This is a genomic window from Saccharopolyspora sp. NPDC050389 (genome assembly GCF_040655595.1).
In the GTDB taxonomy this organism is placed as follows: domain Bacteria; phylum Actinomycetota; class Actinomycetes; order Mycobacteriales; family Pseudonocardiaceae; genus Saccharopolyspora.
This window is the reverse complement of record NZ_JBFAKG010000001.1, coordinates 235,560-260,509: the sequence shown is the minus strand read 5'-3', so window position 1 is coordinate 260,509 and position 24,950 is coordinate 235,560. Positions and strand designations below refer to the sequence as shown.

Sequence of the window (24,950 nt, the reverse complement as noted above, 5' to 3'; positions counted from 1 at the left end):
TCTTCCTTACTGCCAGAGCTGCCCGGCGAGCGGCGGTGCTGTTCTCCTTGAGCTGCAGCACGGCCGAACCCGTCTGTTGCCTTTACCCGTTCGGGGTCGGTCGAACGGTCGGCTGGGACTGGCCGATCGAACGAGGTCGACGGACCGATCAGCCGAGGTCCCGGGGCCGGAATCCGGCGATGCTGGAGTCATGACGAGGCGCACTCAGGACATCTTTTTCATGACGGTGCTGGGCGGTATCGCGGGATTGGCGGGGGTGATCATGTTGCTTGTCATGAGCACGGTGGGCGGCGGATAGGCGTCGGGCAGAATGCGGGCATGTCGATCGCACTACGCCTGCACGCGCCGATGGTTCTGCCCTGCGATCCCGAGTGCTCGGTGATCCGGGACGCCGTGGTGGACGTCGACGGCGAGGGTCGCATCGTGTACTGCGGGCCGCGGGTCGGGGCGCCGGAACGTCCGAACGACGCGAATGTCCGGGAATGCGGCGGAATCCTGCTGCCGGGCCTGATCAACGCGCACGCGCACAGCCCGATGACGCTGCTGCGGGGGATGGGTGGCGACCTGCCGCTGCTGCGTTGGCTGCACGAGGTGATCTGGCCGGCAGAGGCTCGGCTGCGCCCGGCGGACGTCCGCGCCGGGATGGAGCTCGGGTCCGTCGAGATGCTGCGGGCCGGGGTCACGACGAGCGCCGAGATGTACTTCATGGGCGAGTCGGTGGTCGAGGCCACCCTGGCTGTCGGTTCTCGGGTGGTGCTCGCGTCGGCGGTGATCTCCACGCCCGCGCTGGAGAAGCTCGGCGGCTGGCAGGGCATGGTCGACGGGATCAACCGGTGGATCGACGCCGACGGGCTTCGGTTCGGCCCCGGCGATCGGGTGGAGCTGGCGTACGGACCGCACTCGGCTTACACGCTGCCGCCGGAGGCGCTGCAGGCCATCGGCGAGTCCGCGCAACAGCGTGCCGCCCTGGTCCACACGCACGTGGCGGAGAGCCCCGCCGAAGACGCCGAACAGCGCGAGCAGTTCGGTTCGGTGCCCGCGTTGCTGGAGAAGCTCGGCGTGCTCGACGGCCGGGTGCTCGCCGCGCACGGCGTGCACCTGTCGGACGACGACATCGAGTTGTTCGCGCGCCGCGGGGTGGGCGTGGCGCACTGCCCGGGATCCAACGCGAAGCTCGCGTCGGGGACCGCGCGGCTGGTCGACATGCTGGCCGCGGGCATTCCGGTGGGGCTGGGCACCGATGGGCCGTCCAGCAACGACGATCTGGATCTGTGGGAGGAGGTGCAGTTGGCAGGACTGTTCGCGCGGACGATCACGGGCGATGCGACGGCGCTGAGCTCGCGGGCGGCGCTGCTTGCGGCGACGCGGGGCGGAGCCGAGGCGCTGCACCGGGACGACATCGGTGCGCTGGAACCGGGGCGCTGGGCCGACATCGTGCACCTCGACGTCGACAACCCGGCGTTCGCCACGGGCCTGGACGCGCCGGACGATCAGGTGTTGGCGAACGTGGTGTGGGCGGCCGGCTCCCGGTGCGTCCGGGACGCCTGGGTCGCGGGTGAAGAAGTGCTGCACGAGCGCGAGCCCACGCGGGTGGACCGGCGCACCGTGCAGGCCACGGCACGCACGGCCGCGCAGTACATCCGGGGCTGAACCCGGACCGCCTGTTCGGACCGGTTGCGTCAACCGATCCCGGGGCAGGGCACGTTTCGCGAGGCGGCGTCAGCCGCTGGCGGTGCGAGGTGCGGCTTGGGCCACGGCGGGTGCTCCGGAGTCGTCCGGCTAGGGCGGCCCCGGCGTAGCGAACTGGGCTTTCGCCACGCCGGAGCGGCCACAGCGAGACTGCGACTCCTGCGGGCGGCCGCTACCCGCATCCCTGCGTCGGTTCTTGCAGGTCGGCTCTTGCGGGACGGCCCTTGCGGGACGGGCCTCAGGACGGCCGGACGATGATCTCGGTGAGGTGTGCGTCGCCGCTGGCGCGCACCGCGGCCACGATCGGCGCAGCGACCGACTCGGGGCGCAGGTAGTGGTCCGGCTCGAACGCCCCGCCCTCCTGGTCGCGGACGGTGCGCTGCATGTCGGTGGCCGTGCGACCCGGGAACACCGAGGTGACCCGAACGCCGTTGCTGGCTTCCTCGGCGCGGAGCACATCGGCGAAGGCGCGCAGCGCGAACTTGCTCGCGGCGTAGGAACCCCAGTTCGGCTTCGCGGACAGGCCGGCGCCGGAGTTGACCAGCACCACGTGGCCCTTCGCGTCGCGCAGCGCGGGGAGCAGCAGGCGCGTCAGCTCGGTGACGGCGAAGAGGTTCAGCTCGAAGGTGCGCCGCCAGGAGTCGCTGGAGGCTTCGGCGACCGCGGCCAGCTCGACCAGGCCGGCGCTGTGCACCACCACGTCGAGCCGCTCGATGTCGGCGACCGCGGCGGCCACGGCGTCGTGGTCGGTGAGTTCCACGGGCCACGGTTTGGCACCGGGGAGCTCGTCCACGAGCTCCTGCAGCGCGTCGGCGTCGCGCCCGCCCAACAGCAGGTCGTGCGTGTCGGAAAGCGAGCGGGCGACGGCGGCACCGATGCCTCGCGAGGCGCCGGTGACCAGGGCAATTGGGCGTTCGGGCATGCCATAACGGTATCGTCGGGCGGTTTCGGGCCAGCGACCGGCCGTCCCAATCAGCGGACTACCTCTTGACCCATTGGGGTGATGGGGCTTAGGTCACTCGAGTGAGCAGTGTCGACGCCGCCCCTGCCGGTGCCCAGAACCGCATCCTGCGCAAGGTCGCGGTCCGGTTGATGCCGTTCCTGATCTTGCTCTACTTCGTGAACTACCTGGACCGGGTCAACATCGGCTTCGCCGGCCCGAACGGCATGAACGACGAGCTGGGGCTGACCGCTACCGCCTTCGGTTTCGCGTCGGGCATCTTCTTCATCGGCTACCTGGTGCTGGAGGTGCCGAGCAACCTCGCCCTGCACCGCTTCGGGGCGCGGAAGTGGCTCGCCCGCATCATGATCAGCTGGGGCGTGGTGGCGACGGTGATGGCGTTCGTGCCGAGCGCCACCGCCCTGATCGTGCTGCGGTTCCTGCTCGGCGTGGCCGAGGCCGGGTTCTTCCCGGGCATCATCCTGTACCTGACCTACTGGTTCCCGGCGGTGCAGCGGGCGAAGGCGGTCGCGCTGTTCATGACCGCGGTTCCGGTGTCCAGCGCCATCGGCGCCACCGTGTCGAGCGCGCTGATCAGCACCGGGCACGGGATCTTCGGGCTGTCCGGCTGGCGGTTCATGTTCCTCGTCGAGGGCATCCCGGCGATGCTGCTGGCGGTGGCGACCTGGTTTTACCTGACCGACCGGCCGTCGCAGGCGAAGTGGCTGTCGCCGCAGGAGCGGGCCTGGCTGACCGAGCAGCTGGAGGCCGAGCGCGCGCAGACCGAGACGGCGCACGGCTGGCCGTTGCGGAAGGCGCTGACCCACCCGCGGATCCTGGCGCTGGCGTTCGTGTACTTCGGCATCGCGTACGGGCTGTACGCGCTGGGCTTCTTCCTGCCCACCATCATCAAGGGCTTCGAACAGCAGTACGGCACCGATCTGTCGACGATGGACACGGGGTTGATCACGGCGGTGCCGTACGTATTCGGCGCGGTGGCCATGGTGTTCTGGGCCGCGCACGGCGACCGGAAGCGGGAGCGCGTGTGGCACGTCGCGCTGCCGATGCTGCTCGGCGGCATCTGCATCCCGATCGCGCTGTACCTGGGCAATCCGTTCAGCGCGATGGTCGCCGTGACGATCTGCGCGGTCGGCGTCTGCGCGGCGCTGCCCACCTTCTGGGCGTTGCCGAGCAACTTCCTGGCGGGCTCGGCGGCGGCGGGCGGTATCGCGCTGATCAACTCGCTGGGCAACATCAGCGGTTTCGCGGCGCCCTACATCACGGGAGCGCTCAAGGACGCGACCGGCTCGCAGAAAACCGGCCTGTGGGTGGTGGGCATCGTGATGGTCGCTGCGGCGATCACGGTGATCGCCCTCCGCGCTGCACCACGCGCGGAGCGGCAGGAATCGACCACCGCCCAATCTGAAGGCTGACGCACCGAACGGACCTCGGCTTCCGAGCGGACACGCGAAATCCATAGTCCGAAGTGGATGCCGAATCGCGCCCGAACTTCAGGAACGAGCAGCGGCGTACAGCCGCAAGAACGCCCGCACGCCGCTGACGATGATCTCGTCGGCCTCGCCCTGCGGAATCGGCATTGAGCCGTAGAACGTCCGCTGGAGCACGGCGGTGATGGTGAGCAGGTTGAAGTGGAAGGCGGCCTGCTGTGCGTCGTCGAACTCGAGCAGCCCGCGGTCGGCGATCTTCCGGAGGTACGGCGCGAGCCGCTCGTGCGCCGACTGCGGGCCCGCGGCCAGCCACTTCTCCAGGACTGCCGGGGGAATCCGGGTCACCTCCGCTTCCAGCGTCCGGACGAGCGCGAAGTGGTCCGGGAACTCGGTCACCGCCGCAATCCGGTCGCGGCTGAAGGCGACGAGGTCTTCCTCGATGTCGACGATCTTGCGCAGGTGCAGCTCCATCAGCCTCGCGATGGTGTCGGTGACCTCTTGCGCCCCGTCCAGCGCCACCGACAGGAAGAGCTGTTCCTTGTCGGCGAAGTGGTTGTAGATGGTGCGCTTGGACACCTGCGCTTCCGCGGCGATCGCGTCCACGCTGGCCCGCGTGTACCCCTCGCGGCCGAACACCTTGCGCGCCGCCGTCTCGATGGCGCGGCGTTTCTCCGGTCGACCGGTCGGTGACACCGGAGTCCCCTTCCAACGAGCTGCACTACTCGGTGCAGTCTACGTCGGTCCTCGCCTCGGGTTTCCGGCCTTGGGGCCGGACCGCAGGTCGGTGAAGTAGCTGTCGTGCTCGACGAAGAACCGCTCTCGCGCGTCGTCGCTCAACGCCGCGATGTGCCCGACGCCTTCGAAGTACTCCTCGCGCGGGGCGCCCGGCGCGAACAGCATGAGGAACGACACCGGCTCGTCGGACTCGTTGTAGAAGGAGTGCAGTCCGCCCGGGGGCACGTAGAGGAAGTCGCCCCTGGTCGCTTCGCGCCACTTCGCTCCGTCGTACACCTGCAGCGATCCGTCGGTGACGAAGAACGATTCGGACATCGCCTTGTGGAAGTGAGTGCCGGTTCCGGCGCCGGGAGCCAGGTCGACCACGTGGTAGAGCCCGAATTCGCCGTCGGTGGCGATGTCGTGGGTCCGGCCGGTGGGGTTCCCGGTGGCCAGGTAGTAGGTCCTGGTGCCGGACGGGTTGACCAGCTCCGGATCGGCGTCAGCCGGACGGAAGGAAGCACTGATCTCTCCGGCGTCGCCCTGGTATCGGTCTGGCGGGTAGGACATGGCGATCCTCCTCTGGGTCTCACCACGAAATTATACTCACCAGTGTAATATCTCAACTGCACAGTGCAGTTTACTTACGGCGCCGAGCCGGAGGACGGTGATCGTTGGTGCGAGCCGCGCGTTTTCCCTACGGGCCCGAGAAGTAGCGATAGCTCAGGCGGGTGTGGGCCCAGGCGACGCGGGCGTCGATCAGCCGGGTGAGCGTGTAGCGCGCGGGCGAGAAGCCGTGGTCGCGCCAGAAGGCGTCGCTGACCAGGTTCGCCGACGACCACTCGGTGCCGCAGCTGCGGAAGCCGCAGCGGGACGCCCAGCCGAGGACACCGGACAGCAGCGCCGTGCCCACTCCCCCGGATCGCGCGCCGGCGGTCACCACGGCGAGGCCGATCGTGGCCGTGTCCGGGAAGCGGTTGTCACGGCCCGCCTGGATCATCCCGATGAGCCGTTCGTGCTCCGCCGCAACGAGCACCACCCGGTCCGGGTCGACGAGCGACGTCCGGAGGTCGTCCCGGATAGCCCGGAGGTCGAGGAGCGCGGGGCGCAGGATCGGCGGTGCGGCGTGGAACCGCTGCAGCTCGACGGTGAGATCCAGGAGTTCCGAGAGATCTTCCGCGCCGGCCTCGCGAACTTCCGTTGTCCCGGCAGCACCGATCGGCGCCGCCTGCCGAATGCCTTTGACCTGGTCGATGCCGAAGCCCAGCTCGAACAGGCAGGTGATGACTGGTTGGTGCGCGGCGGCGACCATCACCGAGTGCTCGAAGGCGCCCACCGCGGTGAGCTGCTCGGACAGTGCCCCGTACAAGCGGCGGTAGATCTCCCGTTTCCCCTCCGGCACCGAGGCGTGCTGTTGGAGGCGGATCCGGGCCAGCTGGTGTCCCGGAAATGCCGGTGCCGATGCCGCCATGAAGCCGACGAGTTCGCCTTGGGCCACGGCGGCCACGGCCGGGCCGTCGCCCTGCCACTCCGCCACGAGGCGTCGTGCCGCATCCGCGTCGGCCAGGTCCGTGCCCGTCGATGCGTGGTCACCGGCGATCAGTTGCGCAGCCTGCCCGGCGAATCGGTCGTCGAACGGCACGATCTCCAGATCCATCCGACGTCACTCCGTCGTCGGCTGTGGAAAGTCGTTGCTGCGCCTGCGAAGCAGCGCATGCATGTCCGAAGCGAGCTCACGCAGTCGCGGCTCCTGAGCAGCGGCCGCATCGACGAGCGCAGCGATGCGGTGCGCCAACCCGCCGGCCGGATTGTGCTCGCCGATCCGCTGAAAGCCCCGCGACAGCAGGCCTTCCGCCGTTTCGAGGCGACCGCGCAGCACTGCTTTGCACGCGCCGAGCGTGTTCATCGCCGCGCTTTCCGGCAGCGACCAGTCAGTGCCCCGCGCCCGCGGATCGTCCGCATCGGCGTCGGTGTCGAAGGCGCGCGAGGCGGCTCAGATCTGCAGGTCGAGCCGCCAGAACAACGGCACGCCGCGAAATCGCACGAAGATCAGCCGACGCACTGCGGACCGCTGGAACTCCGGCACCGACCGCACGGATGCGACCTCGGCGACCGCGCCGAGCACCTCGACCAGCCGGTCGGCGCACCGTGACACCGCGCCGTCCGGCACCACCCAGGCGAGGTCGATATCGCTGTACTCGTCGGCGGTTCCGGCGCCCAGCGATCCGGTCAACGACGCCTGCGAGCCCGGCACCGCATCGGCAAGCACGCGGCTGATCGCCGCGGCGAAAGCGCGCTGGTCCGGAAACACCGCCACGGCACGAGCGTAGCCGCGCTGATCGGTTCGATCCTGCATCCGGGAGAACACCGATGACATCGGATATTGCGGACCGCCCGGCCATTCACGAGCCGCCCTCGCCGCACGGCCGCCTCGGCGACGAGCATCTCGACCGGCTGGACGAGCCGTTCACCTGCCGCCTACGACCGAGCGAAGTCGGCCAAGTCGAGCTCGTCGGAGCAACGCCAGCACTCGCGCCGGAGCCGCCAACCCCGTCGCCCACCACGTGATGCCGCAAAGGTGCGTTCAAAAGGCCTCGGCGGCAAGTCGGACGGCTCGTGCGGTTCGGCGTCGTGCTGCGCACGGACGCGTACCAGCCGCCGCAAGCCCCGTGCCCCGAACGCAACGAGGGCCTCCGGACCTGCCGGAGACCCCCGCGCTCGCAAGGTGGATCAGCGTCGGCCGATCTCACCGCCGTCCTTGCGCCAGACCGCCACGACCGACGGACGCGGCTGCGAGTCGCCGCCGTCCGGCCAGTGCGACGCCGGCTTGTCCGCGCTCGCCCCGTCGAGCTCGCCCGGGTGCTGCACGCACACGGTCACCACGCTGTCCCGGACCACCGGGCCGCAGGTCTCCGCGCCGTGCGGCACCGTCAGGAACTGCTTGACCCGACCGCGCTCCGGGCCGTCCACCGGCACCGCGAACAGGCCGTCGTTGCTCTTCAGCGCGTTGCCGTCGGTGGAGATCCACAGGTTGCCGTGCCGGTCGAATGCCACGTTGTCCGGGCACGAGATCGGGCTGACCTGCGACTTGTCGAACCCGCCGAAGTAGGTGCCCGCGTCGTTCGGGTCGCCGCACACCAGCAGGAGGTCCCAGCGGAACTTCGTGCCCGTCGCGTCGTCGTCGACCTCCAGCACGTGGCCGTGCTTGTTGCCGACCCGCGGGTTGGCCTCGTCCGGCGCCGCGTTGCCGGTCGAGCCGCGGTTGGAGTTGTTGGTCAGCGCGCAGTAGATGCGGCCGTTGACCGGGTTCGGCTGGATGTCCTCCGGCCGGTCCATCTTCGTCGCGCCGACCTGGTCGGCGGCGAGCCGGGTGAAGATGTAGACCTCTTCGGCGGTGAAACCGGGCACGAACGACTTCTTGCCGCTGGCCAGCGGAATCCACTCGCCGGTGCCGTCGAAGGCGCCGTCCGAGGGCAGCTTCCCGGTGCCGTCGATCTCGCTCGCCGGGCTGTTGCCGGCGAACCGCGCGACGTACAGCGTGCCGTCGTCGAGCAGCGTCATGTTGTGCCGGCGGGCGTGGGCGCTGGTGCCCCGCTTCACCTTCCCGTTGGACACGAACTTGTAGATGTAGTCGAAGCGCTCGTCGTCGCCGGAGTAGGCGACCACCCGGCCGTCGTCGGCGATCTTGACCGCCGCGCCCTCGTGCTTGAACCGGCCGAGCGCGGTGTGCTTGACCGGCGTGGAGTTCGGGTCGTGCGGGTCGATCTCGACGATCCAGCCGAAGCGGTTCGCCTCGTTGGGCTCCTGCGCGAGGTCCCAGCGCTTGTCGAACTTCTCCCACTTGCGGGTGCTCGTGGTGCCCTTGAGTCCGTAGCGGGCGAAGCGCTTCTTGGTCGCCGGGTCGGTGACCGAGTCGGCGTTGGCGAAGTACTGGTTGAAGTTCTCCTCGCCGGAGAGGATCGTGCCCCACGGCGTCAGGCTGCCCGCGCAGTTGTTCTGCGTGCCGAAGACCTTGGTGCCGGTCGGGTCGACCGAGGTCTTGAGGTAGTCGCTGCCCGCGGCCGGGCCGCGCAGCTCGAACGGCGTGTTCAGGCTGATGCGCCGGTTGTACCGGCTCGGCTTCGGCTTGAGCCCGCCGCGCCCCTCCCGCTCGACGTACACCACCGAAAGGCCGTGCGCGGCCCAGGCGATGCGCACCTGCTCTTCGGTCGGGTTGTTCTCGTCGTAGCCGACGAACATGTGCGTTTCGGTGGTGTACTCGTGGTTGACCACCAGCAGGTTCTGCTTGCCGCTGCCGTCCAGCGGGACCAGTTCGGCGAAGTCGTTGTTGTAGCCGAACTGCTTTTCCTGCGCGGCCGCGGTCTGGTTGTTGAAGTCGAACTCGGGCGCGCCCTGCACCACCGGGTCGCCCCAGCGGATCACGACGCCCTGGTCGTAGCCCTCGGCGGTGACCACGAGGTCTTCGGTGTTCGGGACGACCGGGGTGAAGTCGGTGCCCGGGACGTTCCCGCGGCCGGGACGGGCCAGCGGCGCCGGGGCGGCGGTCGCGGTTCCGGTGAGCGCGGCTGCGCCGCCGACGGCCAGCGCGATCACGCCGCTTGCCTTCAGCGCGGAACGCCGGCTGAGCACGCTTTCGACGATGTCGCCGAAGTAGGCGTTGGCCGACGTGTTCGGGGCCTCGTGCGCGCAGGCGTTGCCGCAGCGGTACTTGCAGGTGACCGAGGCCCGGTTCGCGGAGTGGTGGGAAAGCAGGGGGAGCGGGATTACCCGCCCGCTGTCCGGTCGGGAAGGCAAGCGGACCTCCAGATGCTCGTTGGGGAACATCTAAAAGTTAGGTCGATCAGGCGATGGTTCCTGGACGCGAAGATGAACGGGGGCTAAACAAGCGACGCAGAGTTAACAAAACCGCGCCCGGGCAACCGAAAAGGCCCAACGCAGCGTATCCGGCCGGACACGGATCATCAGCAGTACGGCGCCTGGTTGGTGAGCGAGGCCGCCACGTCCAGCCAGACCCGGAACTGCCGGTAGACCTCCGGCACGGGGCCGCTGATCGCGACGGTGCGGTCGTCGCGGCCGGTGACGCCGGGCAGGTTCAGCAGCGTGTCGGCCACCGAAGCCGACTGCCAGCGCACCGCGAGCGTCGTGGTCTCCGGCGCGGGCCGCGGAGCCGGGAGCTCGCCGGCCAGGACGGCGGTGGTCGCGGTTTCGATGGCCTCGCGGGCTTCGGCGACGGGCCGCAGTTCGGCGGCGAAGCGACCGCGCGCGTACTTCACCGGCACGGCCCGCACGGCGGAATCCCAATCGGTCATCTCCGCGCATGCCGCGTCGTCGCCCGAGAGCAGCACCACCGGGACTCCGAGCGCGGCGGCGGTGGCGTGGGTCAGGCCGATCTCGCCGGTCGGGCGGTCGTCGAGCCACATGTCCTCGATCTCGTGGCCCATGAAGCTGTGGCTGAGCACGCCCGAAGTGCCTGCTCGCGAGTGGAAGCCGATGCAGAGCGCGGCGTCGAAGGTGTCGTCGAGACCTTCGAGCATGCCCATGCTCTTGGGCTTGCCGCGGATCAGCCGGGCAGACGGGTGCAGCATGTCGGAGCGCATGTTGCGCATCGGGCCGTGCGCGTCGTTGACGGTGATCTCGGTGGCCCCTGCGGCGATCGCGCCCCGGATCGCCGCGTTGACGTCCTCGGCCATCATCAGCCTGCCGTGCTCGTAGTCCCGCCCGGTGGGCTGGACGTCTTGGGCGTCGACGAGGCCGGTGACGCCTTCCATGTCGACGCTCAGGTAGATCCGCATCCGCCACCTCCGAATTCGCCGATCACCGTGCCCGCCGATGGTTTCACGGCATCGGCGGCCGTCGGGCGGTGGACTCGGGGCGCCCGAAAAATCGGTTTCGGGCGCCGGATGCGGGTTGTTAGCGTGATCGGCATGGCTTGTTTTGCCGGTATCGCCGCTTTCATGCGGTTGCGTTCCGCCTAGGCGGCGCCTGATCTGTTTTCGCGCCGCCGTCCGCGTCCGGGCTCTCGTTCCTGACGCGCGGTTCGTCGTGCGGTGATTCCACGCTGACCTGCGCTCGCGGGGGCCCGGTTCCGACCGGTCCGCGAACGCAGGAGCAACGAACATGCCTATCCGCCGGAATTCGGCGCGCGATCGTGCGCGCCGCGAACTCGGCCAGAACTTCCTGATCGACCGCGGCGTCGCCCGCCGCATGGTCGATCTGCTCGATCCGTCGCCGGTTCCGATAGTGGAACTCGGTGCGGGGCGAGGGGCCATCACCCGCGAATTGGTCCACACTGGACGATCGATCACCGCGGTGGAGCTCGACCCGCACTGGGCCGACGAGCTCCGCGGCAGCTGTACCCGGGCGCGCGTGATCACGTGCGACATGCTCGAATTCCGCTTCCCCGACGCACCGCACGCGGTGGTCGGCAACCTCCCGTTCGGCATCACGACCGCGATGACGCGCCGGCTGCTGGGCGCGCGGTGCTGGTCGGAGGCGGTGCTGCTGGTGCAGTGGGATGTCGCCCGGAAGCGGACCGCGGGCGGCAACCAGCTGACCGCGCAGTGGTCGCCCTGGTACGAATTCCAGCTCTGCGGCAGGGTTTCCGCGCGTTCGTTCCGGCCGGTGCCCGCGGTCGACGGCGGCGTGCTGAAGATCCTGCGCCGAGCGGGCCCGCTGGTGCCCTTCGCCGAGCTCCGGCGCTACCAGCGGTTCGTCGAGGCGGTGTTCACCGGCCGGGGCCGGGGCCTGAGCGAGATCGTCCGCAACGTCACGGGATGCCGGGTGCGCGACCTGCCGGAGCTCCCCCGGGATCTCACGGCCGAAGGCTGGGCCCGCCTCTACGCCGGAACCACCTGACCGCAGGTGGCCCGTGAGTGCTTTGGGGCGTTATAGCACCCCAAAGCACTCACGGGCCGATTGCCGCAGGTCAGGAGTGCCGCTGCAGGAACTCTTCGACGGTCTGCAGCGCCGGGTGCTGTCGGCGCAGGGCCGGGATGTCGGCCTTGTAGCCGCTCTCCTCGAACCACTCGAACATCCGGTCCCGCCCTTCGAACGGCGCCGGTTCGTAGCGGGTCGGGGTGCCCGTGACGCGCTGGATCGTCTCCGCGACCTGCTGCATGGTCGGCTCGTCGCCGGCGATCTCGATCTGCTCGCCGATGTACCGCTGCGGGTCGTCCAGCGCGTTGGCCGCGAAGAAGCCGATGTCGTCGACGGCGATCATCTGCACCGGAGTCGCCGGATCCAGCGGCATCGACAGGATCTGCTCGCCGGCATCGTTGGTGGTGACGATGCTGGTCAGGTTGGTCATGAAGAACGCCGGGCGGAGCACGGTGGCGGGCACGCCGATGCGCCGGATGTGCTCCTCGACGGCGGCCTTGCTCTCGAAGTGGGCGACGCCGGAGTCGCGTTCGGCGCCGCCGACCGAGCTGTAGACCAGGTGCGAGACGCCCGCCTCCAGCGCTACGTCGGCGACGGTCGTGCCTCGGCGGACTTCGGCGGCCAAGCCGGCCTCGTCCCATGCCAGGGCCTGGACGCTGAACACCGCGTCCGCGCCGGCCATCGCCTTGCGCAGGGAATCGGCGTCGTCCAGGTCGCCCCGGACCAGCACAGCGCCTGATTCATGGAGCTCCCGAGCTGCGGGCTTTTCCGGATCGCGCACCAGCGCGCGCACCCTCCAGCCGCGCGCCAGCAGGTGGCGGGCGGTCGCGCCGCCCTGGTTGCCGGTGGCACCGGTGACGAGAGCGGTCCGGCCGTCGGTCATGAGAACTCCTTCTTCGTAGCCCCGAGATCGACTCCACTCTCGAACTTCGACTTAACTGGAGCTCAATTCGGTGTGACGCAGTGCACAACATGTGATCGCCAGGGGGTGGCCGGGCGCCGGGTCGGGGGCGAAGCGCCCGGCCACCATGCGGTCCGGCGAGGGGGAGGGGGATCCGCCGGACCAGGTCTCGCGGTCAGATGCGCAGCCGCGCAAGGGTTTCGGTGTTCAAACAGTGCCGCCCGGTGGACTCCGCTTCCCGTTGTCGCTCGGCCTCGACCTCGTCGCCACGCGAAAGGGTGTAAGCGCTGCCTTCAGAGCAGGTGCGATGCTCTAGACATGCCAACACCGACCGTGCGGCGACTGCTCGTAGGCCACCTGTTGCGCCATGCTCGGGAGGAAACTGGGCTGGATCTTGATGAGGCAGGAAAGCTCATCGGGAAGACCAACAGCACGATGAGTCGCGTAGAGCGCGGGCAAACCGCTCTTCCCCAGCACGTGCTGCAAAAGCTCATGGCTGCGTACGAAGAGCATGCTCCTGGCGTGATCGACCGCGAGGAAGTTCTGGACTTGGCGCGGGGTAGCCAAGATCGCGGACGATGGTCCGGCTATCGGTCGGTGTACTCCAAGTACTTCAGGATGGCGGTGGATCTCGAAGCTGACGCATCGACGATCTTCCAGTACCAGAACGAGATCATTCCTGGCCTGCTCCAGACAGAGGAGTACATTCGCGCTCTGTTCACGACCGCGCAGCTGCAACTCAGCGATCAGTCCACCGAGGACGCGCTTGAGGCACGGCTGGAACGCCAAGCTGTGCTCCGGGCGCAGGACGCTCCGCACGTGTACTTCGTGCTCTCAGAATCATCGATTCGACGCGTGGTCGGCAGCCGAGAGCTGATGGTGAGCCAACTGCGGCACCTGTCGGACACCGCGCGACTGCGCAATGTGCAGATCCAGATCCTGCCCTTCGACTCGGCCACTGCGCCGCGCGCCACCCATGACTTCAACCTGTTCAGGGTGCCGTCGCCGGGTAAAGCCGGACCGCTTGAGTTCGTCTACGTCGAAGACTTCACAGACGGCCGCTACCTGGACAAACTTGATGATGTCCATGCATACACTCTGCTTTGGCAACAGCTCGTCGCGGCCGCGCTCGATCCTGTGGAGTCTGAGAAGTTCATCGTGCGCGTCGCCGACGAGTTCGCTCGATGATCAGCAAAGAAGGCACGATGCGCAGCGAAGCAACGATCGACTGGCGGAAGTCCAGTCGTAGTCCCAACAACAACAACTGCGTCGAGGTCGCTCGCCTTGGCAACGCGGCTGGTGTACGGGACAGCAAGGATCCTGACGGTGGGCACTTAGCCGTGCCGGTGCTCACCTGGCACCGGTTCATCGGCGCCGTCAAGGACGGCACCTTCGACCACTGAGATCAACGACGTGATCATGTCCCGGAGCGGGCTACGAGCTGCGTTACGCGTGGGAAGCGGCCTGATACCGCGCCCGGTTCGGGCCTGACCGCCTGAACGGACCAGTGCCGTTGCCTCCGGCTGTGACACCGACCGGGCCACAGCCGGCCCGCGCCCGGGCCACCCGTCGATCGTCTCGGTGCGCTGCGGACCGGGCACCGAGCGTTGTGATCCGTGCGCGGAAAACACCAGGTCCTTCATCTGTGGAACCCTCGGCCTCTACCCTGCGTCCTAGGCTTTGCAGTTGATCGGCGGCTGAGAGGTTGCGGACGTGTACATCGAGGAGACCGGCGCGGGAGACGGTGACATCAAGGTCACCGTCGAAGGCGAGGAGTACACCGCCGAGGCCAACTACGACCTCGACGGCGATGGCGTCGACGAGACCGTCGCCGTGATGACCGACGACGGCTACGTCGCGTACATCGACGAGAACAGCGACGGCCAGGCCGACGTCATGCAGTCGATCGACAACGACGGCATCGTCGTCGAGCAGGCCCGCTTCGACGCGGAGACCGGCACGTGGGCCGGCGAGGCGCCCGAGCAGCACCCGGGCGGCGCCGATCCGCAGGACCAGCAGCACGGCCAGTCGATGGTCATCGACACGCCGCAGGGCGACATGCAGGTCGGCCCGGCCACCGAGGACACCAACCAGGACGGCATCGCCGACACCGCGGTCGTGGAGACCGAGGCCGGCGGCACCATGCTGGTCACCGACGTCGACGGCGACGGGTCCGCCGACCAGGTCGTGGAGATCAGCCAGACCGGCGACGTGACGATCTCGCACCACACCGGCGACGGCCAGTGGACGGTGGTCGAGCAGGGCAAGATGACCGACGACGGGCACTACGCCCCGAACCAGGCGACCGGCGCGACCGACGACACGGCCTGGACCTTCGACGACGCCGCCCAGCCGCACGCCGCCACCGTCGACACAAACGGCGCAGGCGGTCACGGCCAGCAGGGCGGCGGCCTGCGCGGCGCCGCGGGCGGTAAGGCCGACTCCGACGACGTCTGGGGCTGACCGCCCGACACGACTCCTCGCCCCGCCCGATGTGCCTGCGCCAGGCCGTCGGGCGGGGTTTTTCACGTCCGCGGCGGAGAGCAACCGCCATTCGGTCGATGCCTGCGCGTAACCCGGTGTTCGCGCAGACGTCCGGTTCGCCGGAAAATCTGGATCCAAGCGATCCCGGCACGGCGAGATTTTCGTCCAGACCACTTCCAAGGTCGCTTCTGAATCGATTCCCTTATCGTTCTTGTGAGAGAACGAACATGGCTGATCTCCATTGCGCGCCCATTCCGCCGTTAGCCTCGGTGCATCCCTTTTTCACTTCGCCCGGTCTTCGGGGCGGGCGAAGCTTTCCCTGTAAAGGCCGACGGGACCCCGTCGGCGAATCCGGGCTGTGGCGCCCAGTCAGGAGATGCGAAGCGATGACCGCATTGACCGTCCCAGGTCTCGACCAGGCACCGACCACGCACGAGCGCCTGCTGTCGTGGGTGCGTGAGGTCGCCGAGCTGACCACACCCGACCAGGTGGTGTGGTGCGACGGCTCGCAGCAGGAATGGCAGCGGATGACCGACCGCCTCGTCGAGGCCGGCACCTTCACCCGCCTGGCGAACAAGCCGAACTCGTTCTACGCGGCTTCGGATCCCTCGGACGTGGCGCGTGTCGAGGAGCGGACCTACATCTGTTCGGTCGACGAGAAGGACGCCGGGGTCACCAACAACTGGATGGACCCCAACCAGATGAAGGCGACCATGACGGAGCTCTACCGGGGCTGCATGCGTGGTCGCACGATGTACGTCATCCCGTTCTGCATGGGCCCGCTGGACGCCGAGCAGCCGAAGCTGGGCGTGGAGATCACCGACTCCGAGTACGTCGTGGTGTCGATGCAGATCATGACCCGGATGGGCTCGAAGGCCCTGGAGCGGCTGGGCGAGGACGGCGACTTCGTACCCGCGCTGCACTCGGTCGGCGCGCCGCTGGAGCCGGGGCAGCAGGACGTGCAGTGGCCGTGCAACGACACCAAGTACATCACCCACTTCCCCGAAGAGCGGATGATCTGGAGCTTCGGCTCCGGCTACGGCGGCAACGCGCTGCTGGGCAAGAAGTGCTACTCGCTGCGCATCGCCTCGGCGATGGCCCGCGACGAGGGCTGGCTGGCCGAGCACATGCTCATCCTGAAGCTGATCTCGCCCGAGGAGAAGGTCTACTACGTCGCGGCCGCGTTCCCGTCGGCCTGCGGCAAGACCAACCTGGCGATGCTGCAGCCCACCATCCCGGGCTGGCGGGTCGAGACCCTCGGTGACGACATCGCGTGGATGCGCTTCGGCGAGGACGGCCGCCTCTACGCGGTGAACCCGGAGGCCGGTTTCTTCGGCGTCGCGCCGGGCACCAACTGGAAGACCAACCCGAACGCGATGCGCGCCATCGAGCAGGGCAACTCGCTGTTCACCAACGTGGCCCTCACCGACGACAACGACGTCTGGTGGGAGGACATGGAGGGCGACCCGCAGCACCTCACCGACTGGAAGGGCCGCGACTGGACCCCGGACAACGGGGAGAACGCCGCGCACCCGAACTCGCGGTACTGCACGCCGATGTCGCAGTGCCCGATCCTGGCGCCGGAGTGGGACGACCCGAAGGGCGTGCCGATCTCAGCGATCCTCTTCGGCGGCCGCCGCAAGACCACGGTGCCGCTGGTGAACGAGGCGTTCGACTGGCAGCACGGCGTGTTCATGGGCGCCACCCTGTCCTCGGAGAAGACCGCCGCGGCGGCCGGCAAGGTCGGCGACGTGCGGCGCGACCCGATGGCGATGCTGCCGTTCATCGGCTACAACGTCGGCGACTACTTCGAGCACTGGGTGAACGTCGGCAAGTCCGCCGACGCCACCAAGCTGCCGCGGATCTTCTACGTGAACTGGTTCCGGCGCGGCGAGGACAAGCGCTTCCTGTGGCCCGGATTCGGCGAGAACTCCCGCGTGCTCAAGTGGATCGTGGACCGGCTGGAGGGCAACGCCGCCGCCGCCGACACCGCGATCGGCCGGGTGCCGTCCGCCGACGAGATCGACCTGGCCGGGCTGGACACGCCGAAGGCCGACGTCGACGAGGCGCTGAAGGTCGACGTCGAGGAGTGGAAGGCGGAGCTGCCGCTCATCGAAGAGTGGTTCGACACCATCGGCGACGACCTGCCGAGCTCGATGCGCGATGAGCTGGAGGCCCTGAAACAGCGTCTCGGTCACTGACCGAGCGACCCCCGGACGGGTGGACTTACCGAAGCGACGTGGGAAGCTTCGCGTCCACCCGTCCGGCGTGGAGCTCCGCCAACATGTGCGCATCCGTGCGGCGTTTCCCCAAGAGAGCTGAAGCTCTTTCGGGGAAACGCCGTTTTCGTTTTCGGCGGCGGGTGGATCTACCCAGCCGGGGAGAGCAGATCCGGGGATTCCAAACGATCAGCAACCCGACGGACACTGTCTGCGTCCCAGTGATTACCGCCGAAAACGGCGCGCCGATACGAGGGGGTGTGTCATGGCTGATCTGGCCATGTTGGCGTTGTCCCTGATCGCGGTCGCTGCGGTGTTCGTTTCACTCCGCAGGGAGGACGACGAGGTCGACGAACAGCCGGAAGCCGGTGAGATCGACCGGGTGCACCGGGACACGGTTCCGATCCGGAGGAGGCCACAACTGCGATGACTGTAAGGCATCTCCAAAGGCCCGCGGGCGGCGAGCGGATCAAGTCCACTCACCGCCCGCGAGCTTTTTGCCCGGAACTGCGCCTTTCGGGGATCAGCCGAGCGTGCCCGCCAGTCGATCCAGCGTGTCCAGCAGGCTCCGGCCGCCGGAGTCGAAGCTGCGCGTCGCCGCCGGTTCCGGCGCCGGCACGCCCTGGCAGGTCAGGTCGCCGGGCACCACGTCATCGAGCAGGTAAGCCGTGACCGCGTCGTCCACGCAGGCGTTGCCGATGCCGAAGACCCCGTGGTCGCCTTCGTCGCGAACGGTGATCAGCCGCGAGCCCTGGAACTTCCGGTGCGCGAGCTCAGCGCCTTCCCGCGCGGTCGCCGGGTCGTTCTCCGACTGGAGCATCAGCACCGGTGGGACGCCCTCTCCGGTCGGCTTCGGCAGATTCACGTCCGGACGCTCCCAGAACACGCACGGCTGCACGATCGAGTAGTAGCCCATGGTCGGGAACAGTCGTCCCTCGACGCCGGACTGCGCCACCACCGACTCTGGGGAGCCGCGGAACGGCGTGTCGTTGCAGCGGATCGAGTACAAGGTCGCCGCCTGGCTGTCGGCCGGGCCGGCCGCCTGCATCGGCATGACGCGGGCCCGCGCCTGCGCGAGCACCGGAGCCGCCTCGCCCGCACCTTCCCGCAGCGCCGCGAGTGCGCTGCCGAGCTTCGGGAACGCGAACTTCGAGTACATGCTCTGCACGACCAGGGTGTCCAGCGCGGTGTGGTCGACCGGCGGGCCATCCGGCGACGGCAGCGGATTCGCCTTCAGGTCCGCGCGCAGCTCGTCCACAGTGGCCTGAACCTGCCGAGGATCGGTGCCGAGGTGGTAGTTCGCGTCGTGCGCGGCCAGCCAGGGCAGCACGTCCTCGCGCCAACGGCGCTCGAAGGCCATCGGCTGCCAGCCGAAGACCTCCTGCCAGCTGCCGGTGAACTCGGCGTTCGAGTCGAGCACCACCTTGTCCACCGACTCCGGGAAGTAGGTGGCCAGGTAGGCGCCGAGCCAGGTGCCGCCCGAGACGCCGTACCAGTTGATCTTCTCGCGCTGCTCGACCTGGCGGAGCAGGTCGAGGTCGGCCACCGTCTGCTCGGTGGTGATGTAGCGGCCGAGCTCACCGCTGTGCTCCTGGCAGTCGGCGGCGAGCTGCCGGCTCATGTCCATCAGCGCCTTGACGCTCTCCGGGCTGCGATCCCGGACGTCCATCCCGGGCACCGCCTCCTGCGGTCCACAGGAGACGGTGCTGCTGTTCCCGGTGCCGCGCACGTCGATGCCGTAGACGTCGAAGGCGTCCATCACCTCGGGGACGCCCATGGTGAGCATCGCCAGCGGCATCCCGAGGCCCGCGCCGCCGGGGCCGCCGGGGTTGGTGAACAGCGCGCGGTCGCTGGGGCCGTCGGCGGGCGACAGCCGGGTGACGGCGATGCTGATTTCCTTGCCGTTGTCCGGGTTGTGCCAGTCCATCGGCGTGGTCATGGTGCCGCACTGGAGGCGCTCGGATCCCGGCGGCAGGTCGGGCGGGAGCTCGGGCGGGAAGCACGGCGCCCACTCGATGCGCTGTTCCGCGAACTTCGCCGGAACTTCGAACGGCGGCTGGGGTGGCGCCTGCTGGGCGAGGGCGGGCTGAGCAGCGACCAGCAGCACCCCCAGGGCTGCGGTAACCCCTAACGCGCGCAAGGATTTTCGCATCGGGTCCCCTCTCACGTTGCGTTCACTTGAATCTGCAAGATCATTCGATCAGGTGAACACAAGAGCGAGGTACTGCCGCTTGTCGAAACTATCCGTGACAAATGTCAGGAGCTTCCGGCCGCAGGAGCGCAATTTCTCGAGAAATGTACGTTCACCCGGATGAACGTCGATTTCTCGGGAAATCGCGCCCCGGCTTCAAAAGGTGATCCAGGTCACCTGGAACTCGGTGGGCGTCGCGGACAGGACTGGGTGTGGGAGAGACATTGCGCAGCCGGGTGCGGGCCGGGGATCCGGCGGCATTCGCGCGACTATTCGACGAACACGCCCAAGCCGTCTTCCGCCACGCCGCCAGGCTCACCGACCACGCCACCGCCGAGGACATCACCCAGCTGACGTTCCTGGAAGCCTGGCGGATCAGGGACCGGGTGCACGCCGACGGCGAATCGCTGCTGCCGTGGCTGCTCGGCATCGCCACCAACGTCCAGCGCAACGTCTCCCGCGCGGCGCGGCGGCACCAGGCCGCGCTGGCCCGGACCCGGCCGCAGGACGCCGTCCCGGACTTCGCCGACGACGTGGCGGGCCGGATGGACGACGCCGAACGAGTCGCGGCCGCGCAACGCGCGCTGGCCAAGCTCCGCCGCGGCGAACGCGAGGTCTTCACGCTGTGCGTCTGGTCCGGCCTGGACTACGCGGCCGCCGCGGAAGCCCTCGGCGTCCCGGTCGGGACGGTGCGCTCCCGGCTGTCGCGCGCCCGCGCGCGGCTGCAGAAGCTCGCCGATGCCGAAATGCGGAATCTGCGCGTGGCGGTGGAACCCGCGACCGCAGCCGGACAGGTAGGAGGTGGACGCCCGATGGCGTCCCGTTCGCCGCAAGGGAGGAACCGATGAAGGCCATGCGACGCGGGCCGCGCGAAGAGGTCGACCGCGCCGAACTCGCTCACCTGCTGCCGTCCCCGGCCGAGCCCGAGCTGTCCGGCGAGCGGCACACCGTCCTCAGGGAGAACCTCATGCGGGAGATCCACCAGCAGCCCCGAACCCACGCCCGACCGGCGCGGAGCAGGCGGTGGGCCCTGGCCGCCGTTCCGCTGACGATCGCCGCCATCACCGCAGGCGTGTTCGTGCTGCAGTCCGGCCCGAACGCCGGGCAGGCCGCCGCAGCCGAGCAACTGGGCCGCATCTCGGCCGCGGCCGCCGCGAAGCCCGAGCCCCAGATCCGGCCCGACCAGTACGTCTACATCAGGAGCGTCGGCGCCGACTCCACCGCCGACGGCGACACCGACGGGCCGTTCGTGCTGGGACCGGTGCAGGAGCGGGAGATCTGGTTCGCCCAACGGCAGGTCGCTCCCGGCACGGTCGTCGGCGCGATCCGCGAGGGCTCCGACCCGATGTACGAGCTGATCAAGCACGCCGATCAGACGCCCACCTACGAAGAGCTCAAGAAGCTGCCCACCGATCCCGACGCGCTGCTGGCCTGGGTGCGCGAGAACTCCGGCAGCGGCGGCTCGAAGGACCGGCGGATGTTCGACAAGCTCGGCGACCTGATCCAGGAAGCCCTGCTGCCACCGGATCTGGCCGCGGCGGTGTACCAGGCGGCCGCGAAGATCCCCGGAGTCGAGCTGGGCGGCGAGGCGCAGGACGCCGAAGGCCGCACCGGCCTGGTGGTGAGCTACCTCGACGAGGACGCCGGCATGCGCAAGCAGTGGATCTTCGACCCGCAGACCCTGGAGTACCTGGGGAAGCGGACCGTGCTCGCCGAGGACAGCAGCTTGGGCGCGGCCGGGGCCCTCGTGGAGACGAAGGCCGTCCTGGAACGGGACGTGGTCGACGGCATCGGGCAGGTTCCGAGCGGGCAGTAGCGGCGCCACCCCCTCACGAGCACCGCCGATTTCGGGCGAAATCGGCGGTGCTCCGCTTCCCACGGCATGGGTCAGGGCGTCGGACGGTGGACAAAATATGTAGACCGGTCTAGTTTTTAGGCATGGTGATCGAGAGCGATGAGACGCGAGAGCGGCCGACCGAGGCGCCGGATGCCGTCGTGTTCGGCGCGACCGGCTTCATCGGCCGGTGGACCGTGCTGCACCTGCTCGACCGGGGCCGCACGGTCGCGGCCGTCCTCCGGGATCGCGGCGGGGACGGGACGAGCCGGGAAGGCGAGCTGCGCGGATGGCTGCGCGATCGCGGCGCGGCCGCCGAACGGCTCGTGGTCGTCGCCGGTGATCTCACCGGCGGTTCCGGCCTGGGGCTCAGCGCGGAAGACGACGAGCGGCTCGCCGAGGTGCGTGATGTCTTCAACACGGCCGCCCTCTACCGGTTCGGGCTGCAGCGCGAGCAGGCCAGGGCGGTCAACGTCGAGGGCGCCCTCAACGTGCTGCGCTGGGCCGCCACCCGCCGCGACCTGCGCAGGCTGGTCCACGTGTCGGGCTACCGGGTGGGGCTGGACCGGCAAGCGCGGTATCCGCTTCCCGAGGCCGAACTGGCGGAGCTCTACCGGGACAAGGGGGCTTACGAGGGCTCCAAGGTCGAGGCGGATGCGGCCGTGCGGATCGTCGCCGCCGAGCTGGCGGTCCCGCTGACGGTGGTGAATCCCAGCGGGGTGATCGGCCACTCGACCACGGGCGAGGCCGGTCAGTACATCGGCCTGGCCGAACTGGTCCGCCAGCTGTGGACCGGGCGGCTACCGGCGCTGCCCGGAACCGCGCGCACTTTCGTTCCCATCGTGACCGTGGACCACTTCGCGAGGCTCATGGCGGCGATCCCCGAACACGACCCGGAGCCCGGCGGCCGGCACTGGGTGCTCGACGCGGACACCCCGGACCTGCCCGACGTGGTCCGGCTGCTCGCCGACCACCTGGGCGTGCGCGCGCCGCGGGCCCGCGTGCCGGTGTCCCTGGTCCGCCGTCTCCCGACCGCGCTGACCGGCGCCAACCCGGAAACCCTGGACTTCCTTGCCGAGGACCGCTACGACACCGCTTCGGCCGACCGGGTCGCCGACGCCGCCGGACTCCGGCAGCCGCCCGTCGGGACCGCGCTGCGCCGCTGGGCGGACCGGCTCGTGGCGGACCGGTTCGGGGCGACCTCGGCCGCGCTCCCCGGCGGCTTCCACGACGTCGGCGGCTCCCGGAGCTACCTCGCCGGTGACCGGACCTCGCCCGAATTCGTCCTCCTGCACGGACTTCCCCTCGACGGCGAATCCTGGCGGGGCGTGCTCGGCGAGCTGGGCGACGCGCGCGCCCTGGTCGCCGACCTGCCGGGCCTCGGCCGCTCGGCCCCGACCGAGGCCACGCCGCTGGACTGGCTCGCAGACCTGCTGGCACCAGTGCGAACCCGGCCCGTCATCGTCGCCCATTCGGCGGCCACCGCACCGGCGTTGCGCTACGCCGCCGCGCATCCCGACCGCATCGCGGGCGTGCTCCTGATTTCGCCCTACTTCCTCCAGTCGCAAGCCGCGAAGCTGCTCCGCACACCGGCGCTCGCCGCACCGCTGCTCAAGCGGATCTCCGTCCAGCGCCTCACCGGCGCGCTCTTCGGCGACGCTCCCTCTGCCGAAGCCCGTCAGGCCGTTGCGAGCGCCGCCGCCCAGCTGCGTCGACCTGCCGTCGCCCGCCGCACCGCCCGCTGGCTCAAAGCCGCGAACCACCCCGCCGAACGCGCCGCTCTCCAAGCCCTGCTCGACGACACCGAGGTCCACATCGTTGCCGGACAACAGGATCCGCTGCTCAGCGACCCGGGATCGGCCACCGTCACCACCATCTCCGGCGCCGGGCACAACCCGCAGCTCACCCACCCCGCCGCAGTCGCCGCGGTCATGCGGCGAATCAGTGCTTGATGGCTCCCGCCAGGTTGAAGGCGCCGCCGAGCGTTCGGCCGACGATCAGGTACAGCGCGATCACCGGGGCCGTGTAGAGGATCGAGTAGGCCGCCAGCTGGCCGTAGGCGATCAGGCCGCCCTGGCCGAAGAAGGTGAACACGCCCACCGACGCGGGCTGCTTCGCCGGGTCCAGCAGCAGGATGAACGGCACGAAGAAGTTGCCCCAGGCCGTGATGAACGTGAAGATCGCGACCACCGCCATGCCGGGCACGATCAGCGGCAGCACCACCGCGCGCAGCGCCTGCATCGCCGACGCGCCGTCCACCCACGCCGCCTCCTCGAGCTCGATCGGGACGCCGTCCATGAAGTTCTTCGTCATCCAGATCGCGATCGGCAGCGACGTCGCGGCCAGGAACAGGGTGGTGCCGAACATCGAGTCGATCAGCTCCAGCCGCACGAACATGCTGTACACCGGGACCATCACCGCGGTCATCGGCAGGCCGGAGGCGAACAGCACGACGTACAGGAAGGGCCGCCGGAACCGGAGTTGGTAGCGCGACAGCGGATAGGCGCACAGCACCGCGGCGACCACCGAGATCAGCGCCGCGCCGCCGCTCATCAGCAGCCCGTTCCACAGTGGACGAATGCTGGTCTCCCAGTCGAGCACCTGGCCGAAGTTGTCGAGGGTGAGCGCGGTGGGCAGCTGTGCCGCCAGCGGCGCATCGGCGTCGAACGCGGCCGTGACCAGCCACAGCAGCGGAGCCAGGAAGGCCAGGGCGACGGCCGCGAGGACCAGGTTGACCACAGTGGACACCGAGCGCCGCCGGGCGGAGGTCACCGAGGCCATCAGGCACCTTCCCGCCAGTTTCCTGGCTCCTTGAGACTTTTGGCGTACACGACGGCGAACAGGCCGCCGATCAGCAGCAGCACCAGGGAAATCGCCGCGCCGTAGCCGATCTCGTCGAACTCGAACGCCGAGTCGTACATCAGCAGCGGCAGCGTCTGCGTCGCGGCGCCCGGGCCGCCGGCGGTCAGCACGTAGATCAGCGTGAACAGCCCGATCGTCTGCAGCGTGATGAGCATCAGGTTGGTCAGCACCGAGCGGCGGATGATCGGCAGCGTGACGTGCCAGAACCGGCGGAACACCCCGGCGCCGTCGACCTCCGCGGCCTCCACCAGATCGGTCGGCACCTCCGACAGTGACGCCTGGTACACCAGCATCGAGAACGCGGTGCCCCGCCAGACGTTGCCCAGGATCACCGCCACCATCGGCGCGCTGTAGAGCCAGTCCTGCGCGCCGAGCCCGAGGCCGGTGAGCAGCCTGTTCAGCGTGCCGTCGGTGTTCAGGAACGCGTACACGGCGAAGGCCGCGACGAGCTCCGGCAGCACCCACGCCGACACCACGACGGTGCCGACCGCGCTGCGCACCCAGCGGCTGCGGTGCTGCGTCAGCACGGCGATGAGCATGCCCAGGCAGTTCTGCCCGATGACCGCCGAGCCGACCGTGAAAACCACCGTCAGCCAGGCCGAATGCCACAGCGCCGGATCGGTGAGCAGCCGCCGGAAGTTCTCCAGCCCGACGAACTCCGGCGCGGTCGCCGCGGCCCCGGTCAGCGCCGCGTTGGTGAGCGAGACGTAGCCGCTCCACAGGATCGGGCCCGCGACGAACAGGCCGAGCAGCACCAGCGCGGGCGCCATCGGCACCAGCCAGCGCCCCACC

The 24,950-nt window shown here is 69.3% G+C and carries 24 protein-coding genes; 12 read left to right on the top strand and 12 right to left on the bottom strand.

Features of this window, described 5'->3' with window-relative positions:
- Positions 1-318: 318 nt before the first annotated feature.
- Positions 319-1,650: an amidohydrolase gene (locus AB0I53_RS01200; protein WP_358594518.1), complete on the top strand. Its 1,332-nt coding sequence runs from the start codon at positions 319-321 to the stop codon at positions 1,648-1,650.
- Between the two features lie 277 nt (positions 1,651-1,927).
- Here AB0I53_RS01200 and AB0I53_RS01195 read toward each other — a convergent pair whose 3' ends face one another.
- Entirely contained in the window at positions 1,928-2,611 is a 684-nt protein-coding gene (locus tag AB0I53_RS01195) for an SDR family oxidoreductase (protein ID WP_358594516.1), read from the bottom strand.
- Between the two features lie 101 nt (positions 2,612-2,712).
- Here AB0I53_RS01195 and AB0I53_RS01190 point away from each other — a divergent pair, with 101 nt between their 5' ends.
- Entirely contained in the window at positions 2,713-4,062 is a 1,350-nt protein-coding gene (locus AB0I53_RS01190; protein ID WP_358594513.1) for an MFS transporter, read from the top strand.
- Between the two features lie 78 nt (positions 4,063-4,140).
- Here AB0I53_RS01190 and AB0I53_RS01185 read toward each other — a convergent pair whose 3' ends face one another.
- The 5 genes from AB0I53_RS01185 to AB0I53_RS01165 all read right to left on the bottom strand — a co-directional run bounded on the left by AB0I53_RS01185 (position 4,141) and on the right by AB0I53_RS01165 (position 7,108).
- Positions 4,141-4,770, bottom strand: coding sequence for a TetR/AcrR family transcriptional regulator (locus AB0I53_RS01185; RefSeq protein WP_358594510.1), 630 nt, complete (start codon positions 4,768-4,770; stop codon positions 4,141-4,143).
- A gap of 39 nt (positions 4,771-4,809) precedes the next feature.
- On the bottom strand, positions 4,810-5,361 hold the full coding sequence (locus AB0I53_RS01180) for a cupin domain-containing protein (protein WP_358594507.1): 552 nt from the start codon (positions 5,359-5,361) through the stop codon (positions 4,810-4,812).
- Positions 5,362-5,488: 127 nt separating this feature from the next.
- Positions 5,489-6,448, bottom strand: a complete 960-nt coding sequence (locus AB0I53_RS01175; protein ID WP_358594504.1) for a GNAT family N-acetyltransferase — start codon at positions 6,446-6,448, stop codon at positions 5,489-5,491.
- Positions 6,449-6,454: 6 nt separating this feature from the next.
- Positions 6,455-6,697 carry a hypothetical protein gene (locus tag AB0I53_RS01170; protein WP_358594501.1) on the bottom strand — a complete coding sequence of 81 codons (243 nt, stop codon included), beginning with the start codon at positions 6,695-6,697 and terminating at the stop codon, positions 6,455-6,457.
- A gap of 87 nt (positions 6,698-6,784) precedes the next feature.
- Positions 6,785-7,108: a nucleotidyltransferase domain-containing protein gene (locus AB0I53_RS01165; protein WP_358594498.1), complete on the bottom strand. Its 324-nt coding sequence runs from the start codon at positions 7,106-7,108 to the stop codon at positions 6,785-6,787.
- A gap of 53 nt (positions 7,109-7,161) precedes the next feature.
- Between AB0I53_RS01165 and AB0I53_RS01160 the strand changes: the two genes are divergently transcribed.
- Positions 7,162-7,359 (top strand): hypothetical protein, encoded by a 198-nt coding sequence (locus AB0I53_RS01160; RefSeq protein WP_358594495.1) that lies wholly within the window; start codon positions 7,162-7,164, stop codon positions 7,357-7,359.
- 162 nt (positions 7,360-7,521) lie between these two features.
- Here the strand turns inward: AB0I53_RS01160 and AB0I53_RS01155 are convergent, their stop codons facing one another.
- Together AB0I53_RS01155 and AB0I53_RS01150 are read right to left on the bottom strand one after the other, a co-directional pair.
- A complete protein-coding gene (locus AB0I53_RS01155) occupies positions 7,522-9,585 on the bottom strand; it encodes a PhoX family phosphatase (protein ID WP_358594492.1) in 2,064 nt (687 codons plus the stop codon).
- 167 nt (positions 9,586-9,752) lie between these two features.
- Positions 9,753-10,583 (bottom strand): M55 family metallopeptidase, encoded by an 831-nt coding sequence (locus AB0I53_RS01150; protein WP_358594489.1) that lies wholly within the window; start codon positions 10,581-10,583, stop codon positions 9,753-9,755.
- A gap of 325 nt (positions 10,584-10,908) precedes the next feature.
- On the opposite strand from AB0I53_RS01150, the gene erm reads away from it, so the two are divergent.
- Complete coding sequence (gene erm, locus AB0I53_RS01145) at positions 10,909-11,646, top strand: 23S ribosomal RNA methyltransferase Erm (protein WP_358594487.1); 738 nt, start codon at positions 10,909-10,911, stop codon at positions 11,644-11,646.
- 70 nt (positions 11,647-11,716) lie between these two features.
- Here the strand turns inward: erm and AB0I53_RS01140 are convergent, their stop codons facing one another.
- Entirely contained in the window at positions 11,717-12,550 is an 834-nt protein-coding gene (locus AB0I53_RS01140; RefSeq protein WP_358594485.1) for an NmrA/HSCARG family protein, read from the bottom strand.
- A 336-nt stretch (positions 12,551-12,886) separates the two neighbouring features.
- Between AB0I53_RS01140 and AB0I53_RS01135 the strand changes: the two genes are divergently transcribed.
- The 5 genes from AB0I53_RS01135 to AB0I53_RS01115 all read left to right on the top strand — a co-directional run bounded on the left by AB0I53_RS01135 (position 12,887) and on the right by AB0I53_RS01115 (position 17,701).
- Positions 12,887-13,756: a helix-turn-helix transcriptional regulator gene (locus tag AB0I53_RS01135; protein ID WP_358594482.1), complete on the top strand. Its 870-nt coding sequence runs from the start codon at positions 12,887-12,889 to the stop codon at positions 13,754-13,756.
- Complete coding sequence (locus AB0I53_RS01130) at positions 13,753-13,971, top strand: DUF397 domain-containing protein (protein ID WP_358594479.1); 219 nt, start codon at positions 13,753-13,755, stop codon at positions 13,969-13,971. Before AB0I53_RS01135 ends, AB0I53_RS01130 begins: the two co-directional genes overlap by 4 nt.
- 310 nt (positions 13,972-14,281) lie before the next feature.
- Positions 14,282-15,031 (top strand): DUF6802 family protein, encoded by a 750-nt coding sequence (locus AB0I53_RS01125; RefSeq protein ID WP_358594476.1) that lies wholly within the window; start codon positions 14,282-14,284, stop codon positions 15,029-15,031.
- A gap of 407 nt (positions 15,032-15,438) precedes the next feature.
- Entirely contained in the window at positions 15,439-17,253 is a 1,815-nt protein-coding gene (locus AB0I53_RS01120) for a phosphoenolpyruvate carboxykinase (GTP) (RefSeq protein WP_358594473.1), read from the top strand.
- Positions 17,254-17,536: 283 nt separating this feature from the next.
- Positions 17,537-17,701, top strand: a complete 165-nt coding sequence (locus tag AB0I53_RS01115; RefSeq protein ID WP_358594470.1) for a hypothetical protein — start codon at positions 17,537-17,539, stop codon at positions 17,699-17,701.
- 93 nt (positions 17,702-17,794) lie between these two features.
- Here AB0I53_RS01115 and AB0I53_RS01110 read toward each other — a convergent pair whose 3' ends face one another.
- Complete coding sequence (locus tag AB0I53_RS01110) at positions 17,795-19,423, bottom strand: alpha/beta hydrolase (protein WP_358594467.1); 1,629 nt, start codon at positions 19,421-19,423, stop codon at positions 17,795-17,797.
- Positions 19,424-19,674: 251 nt separating this feature from the next.
- On the opposite strand from AB0I53_RS01110, the gene AB0I53_RS01105 reads away from it, so the two are divergent.
- The 3 genes from AB0I53_RS01105 to AB0I53_RS01095 all read left to right on the top strand — a co-directional run bounded on the left by AB0I53_RS01105 (position 19,675) and on the right by AB0I53_RS01095 (position 23,248).
- Positions 19,675-20,310, top strand: a complete 636-nt coding sequence (locus AB0I53_RS01105) for an RNA polymerase sigma factor (protein ID WP_358594464.1) — start codon at positions 19,675-19,677, stop codon at positions 20,308-20,310.
- Positions 20,307-21,278, top strand: a complete 972-nt coding sequence (locus tag AB0I53_RS01100; RefSeq protein ID WP_358594461.1) for a CU044_5270 family protein — start codon at positions 20,307-20,309, stop codon at positions 21,276-21,278. Before AB0I53_RS01105 ends, AB0I53_RS01100 begins: the two co-directional genes overlap by 4 nt.
- Positions 21,279-21,400: 122 nt before the next feature.
- A complete protein-coding gene (locus tag AB0I53_RS01095; RefSeq protein WP_358594458.1) occupies positions 21,401-23,248 on the top strand; it encodes an alpha/beta fold hydrolase in 1,848 nt (615 codons plus the stop codon).
- Here AB0I53_RS01095 and AB0I53_RS01090 read toward each other — a convergent pair.
- Both AB0I53_RS01090 and AB0I53_RS01085 read right to left on the bottom strand, forming a co-directional pair.
- Positions 23,238-24,077 carry a carbohydrate ABC transporter permease gene (locus tag AB0I53_RS01090; RefSeq protein ID WP_358594455.1) on the bottom strand — a complete coding sequence of 280 codons (840 nt, stop codon included), beginning with the start codon at positions 24,075-24,077 and terminating at the stop codon, positions 23,238-23,240. The genes AB0I53_RS01095 and AB0I53_RS01090 overlap by 11 nt on opposite strands.
- Positions 24,077-24,949, bottom strand: coding sequence for a sugar ABC transporter permease (locus AB0I53_RS01085; protein WP_358594452.1), 873 nt, complete (start codon positions 24,947-24,949; stop codon positions 24,077-24,079). Before AB0I53_RS01085 ends, AB0I53_RS01090 begins: the two co-directional genes overlap by 1 nt.
- Position 24,950 lies beyond the last annotated feature (1 nt).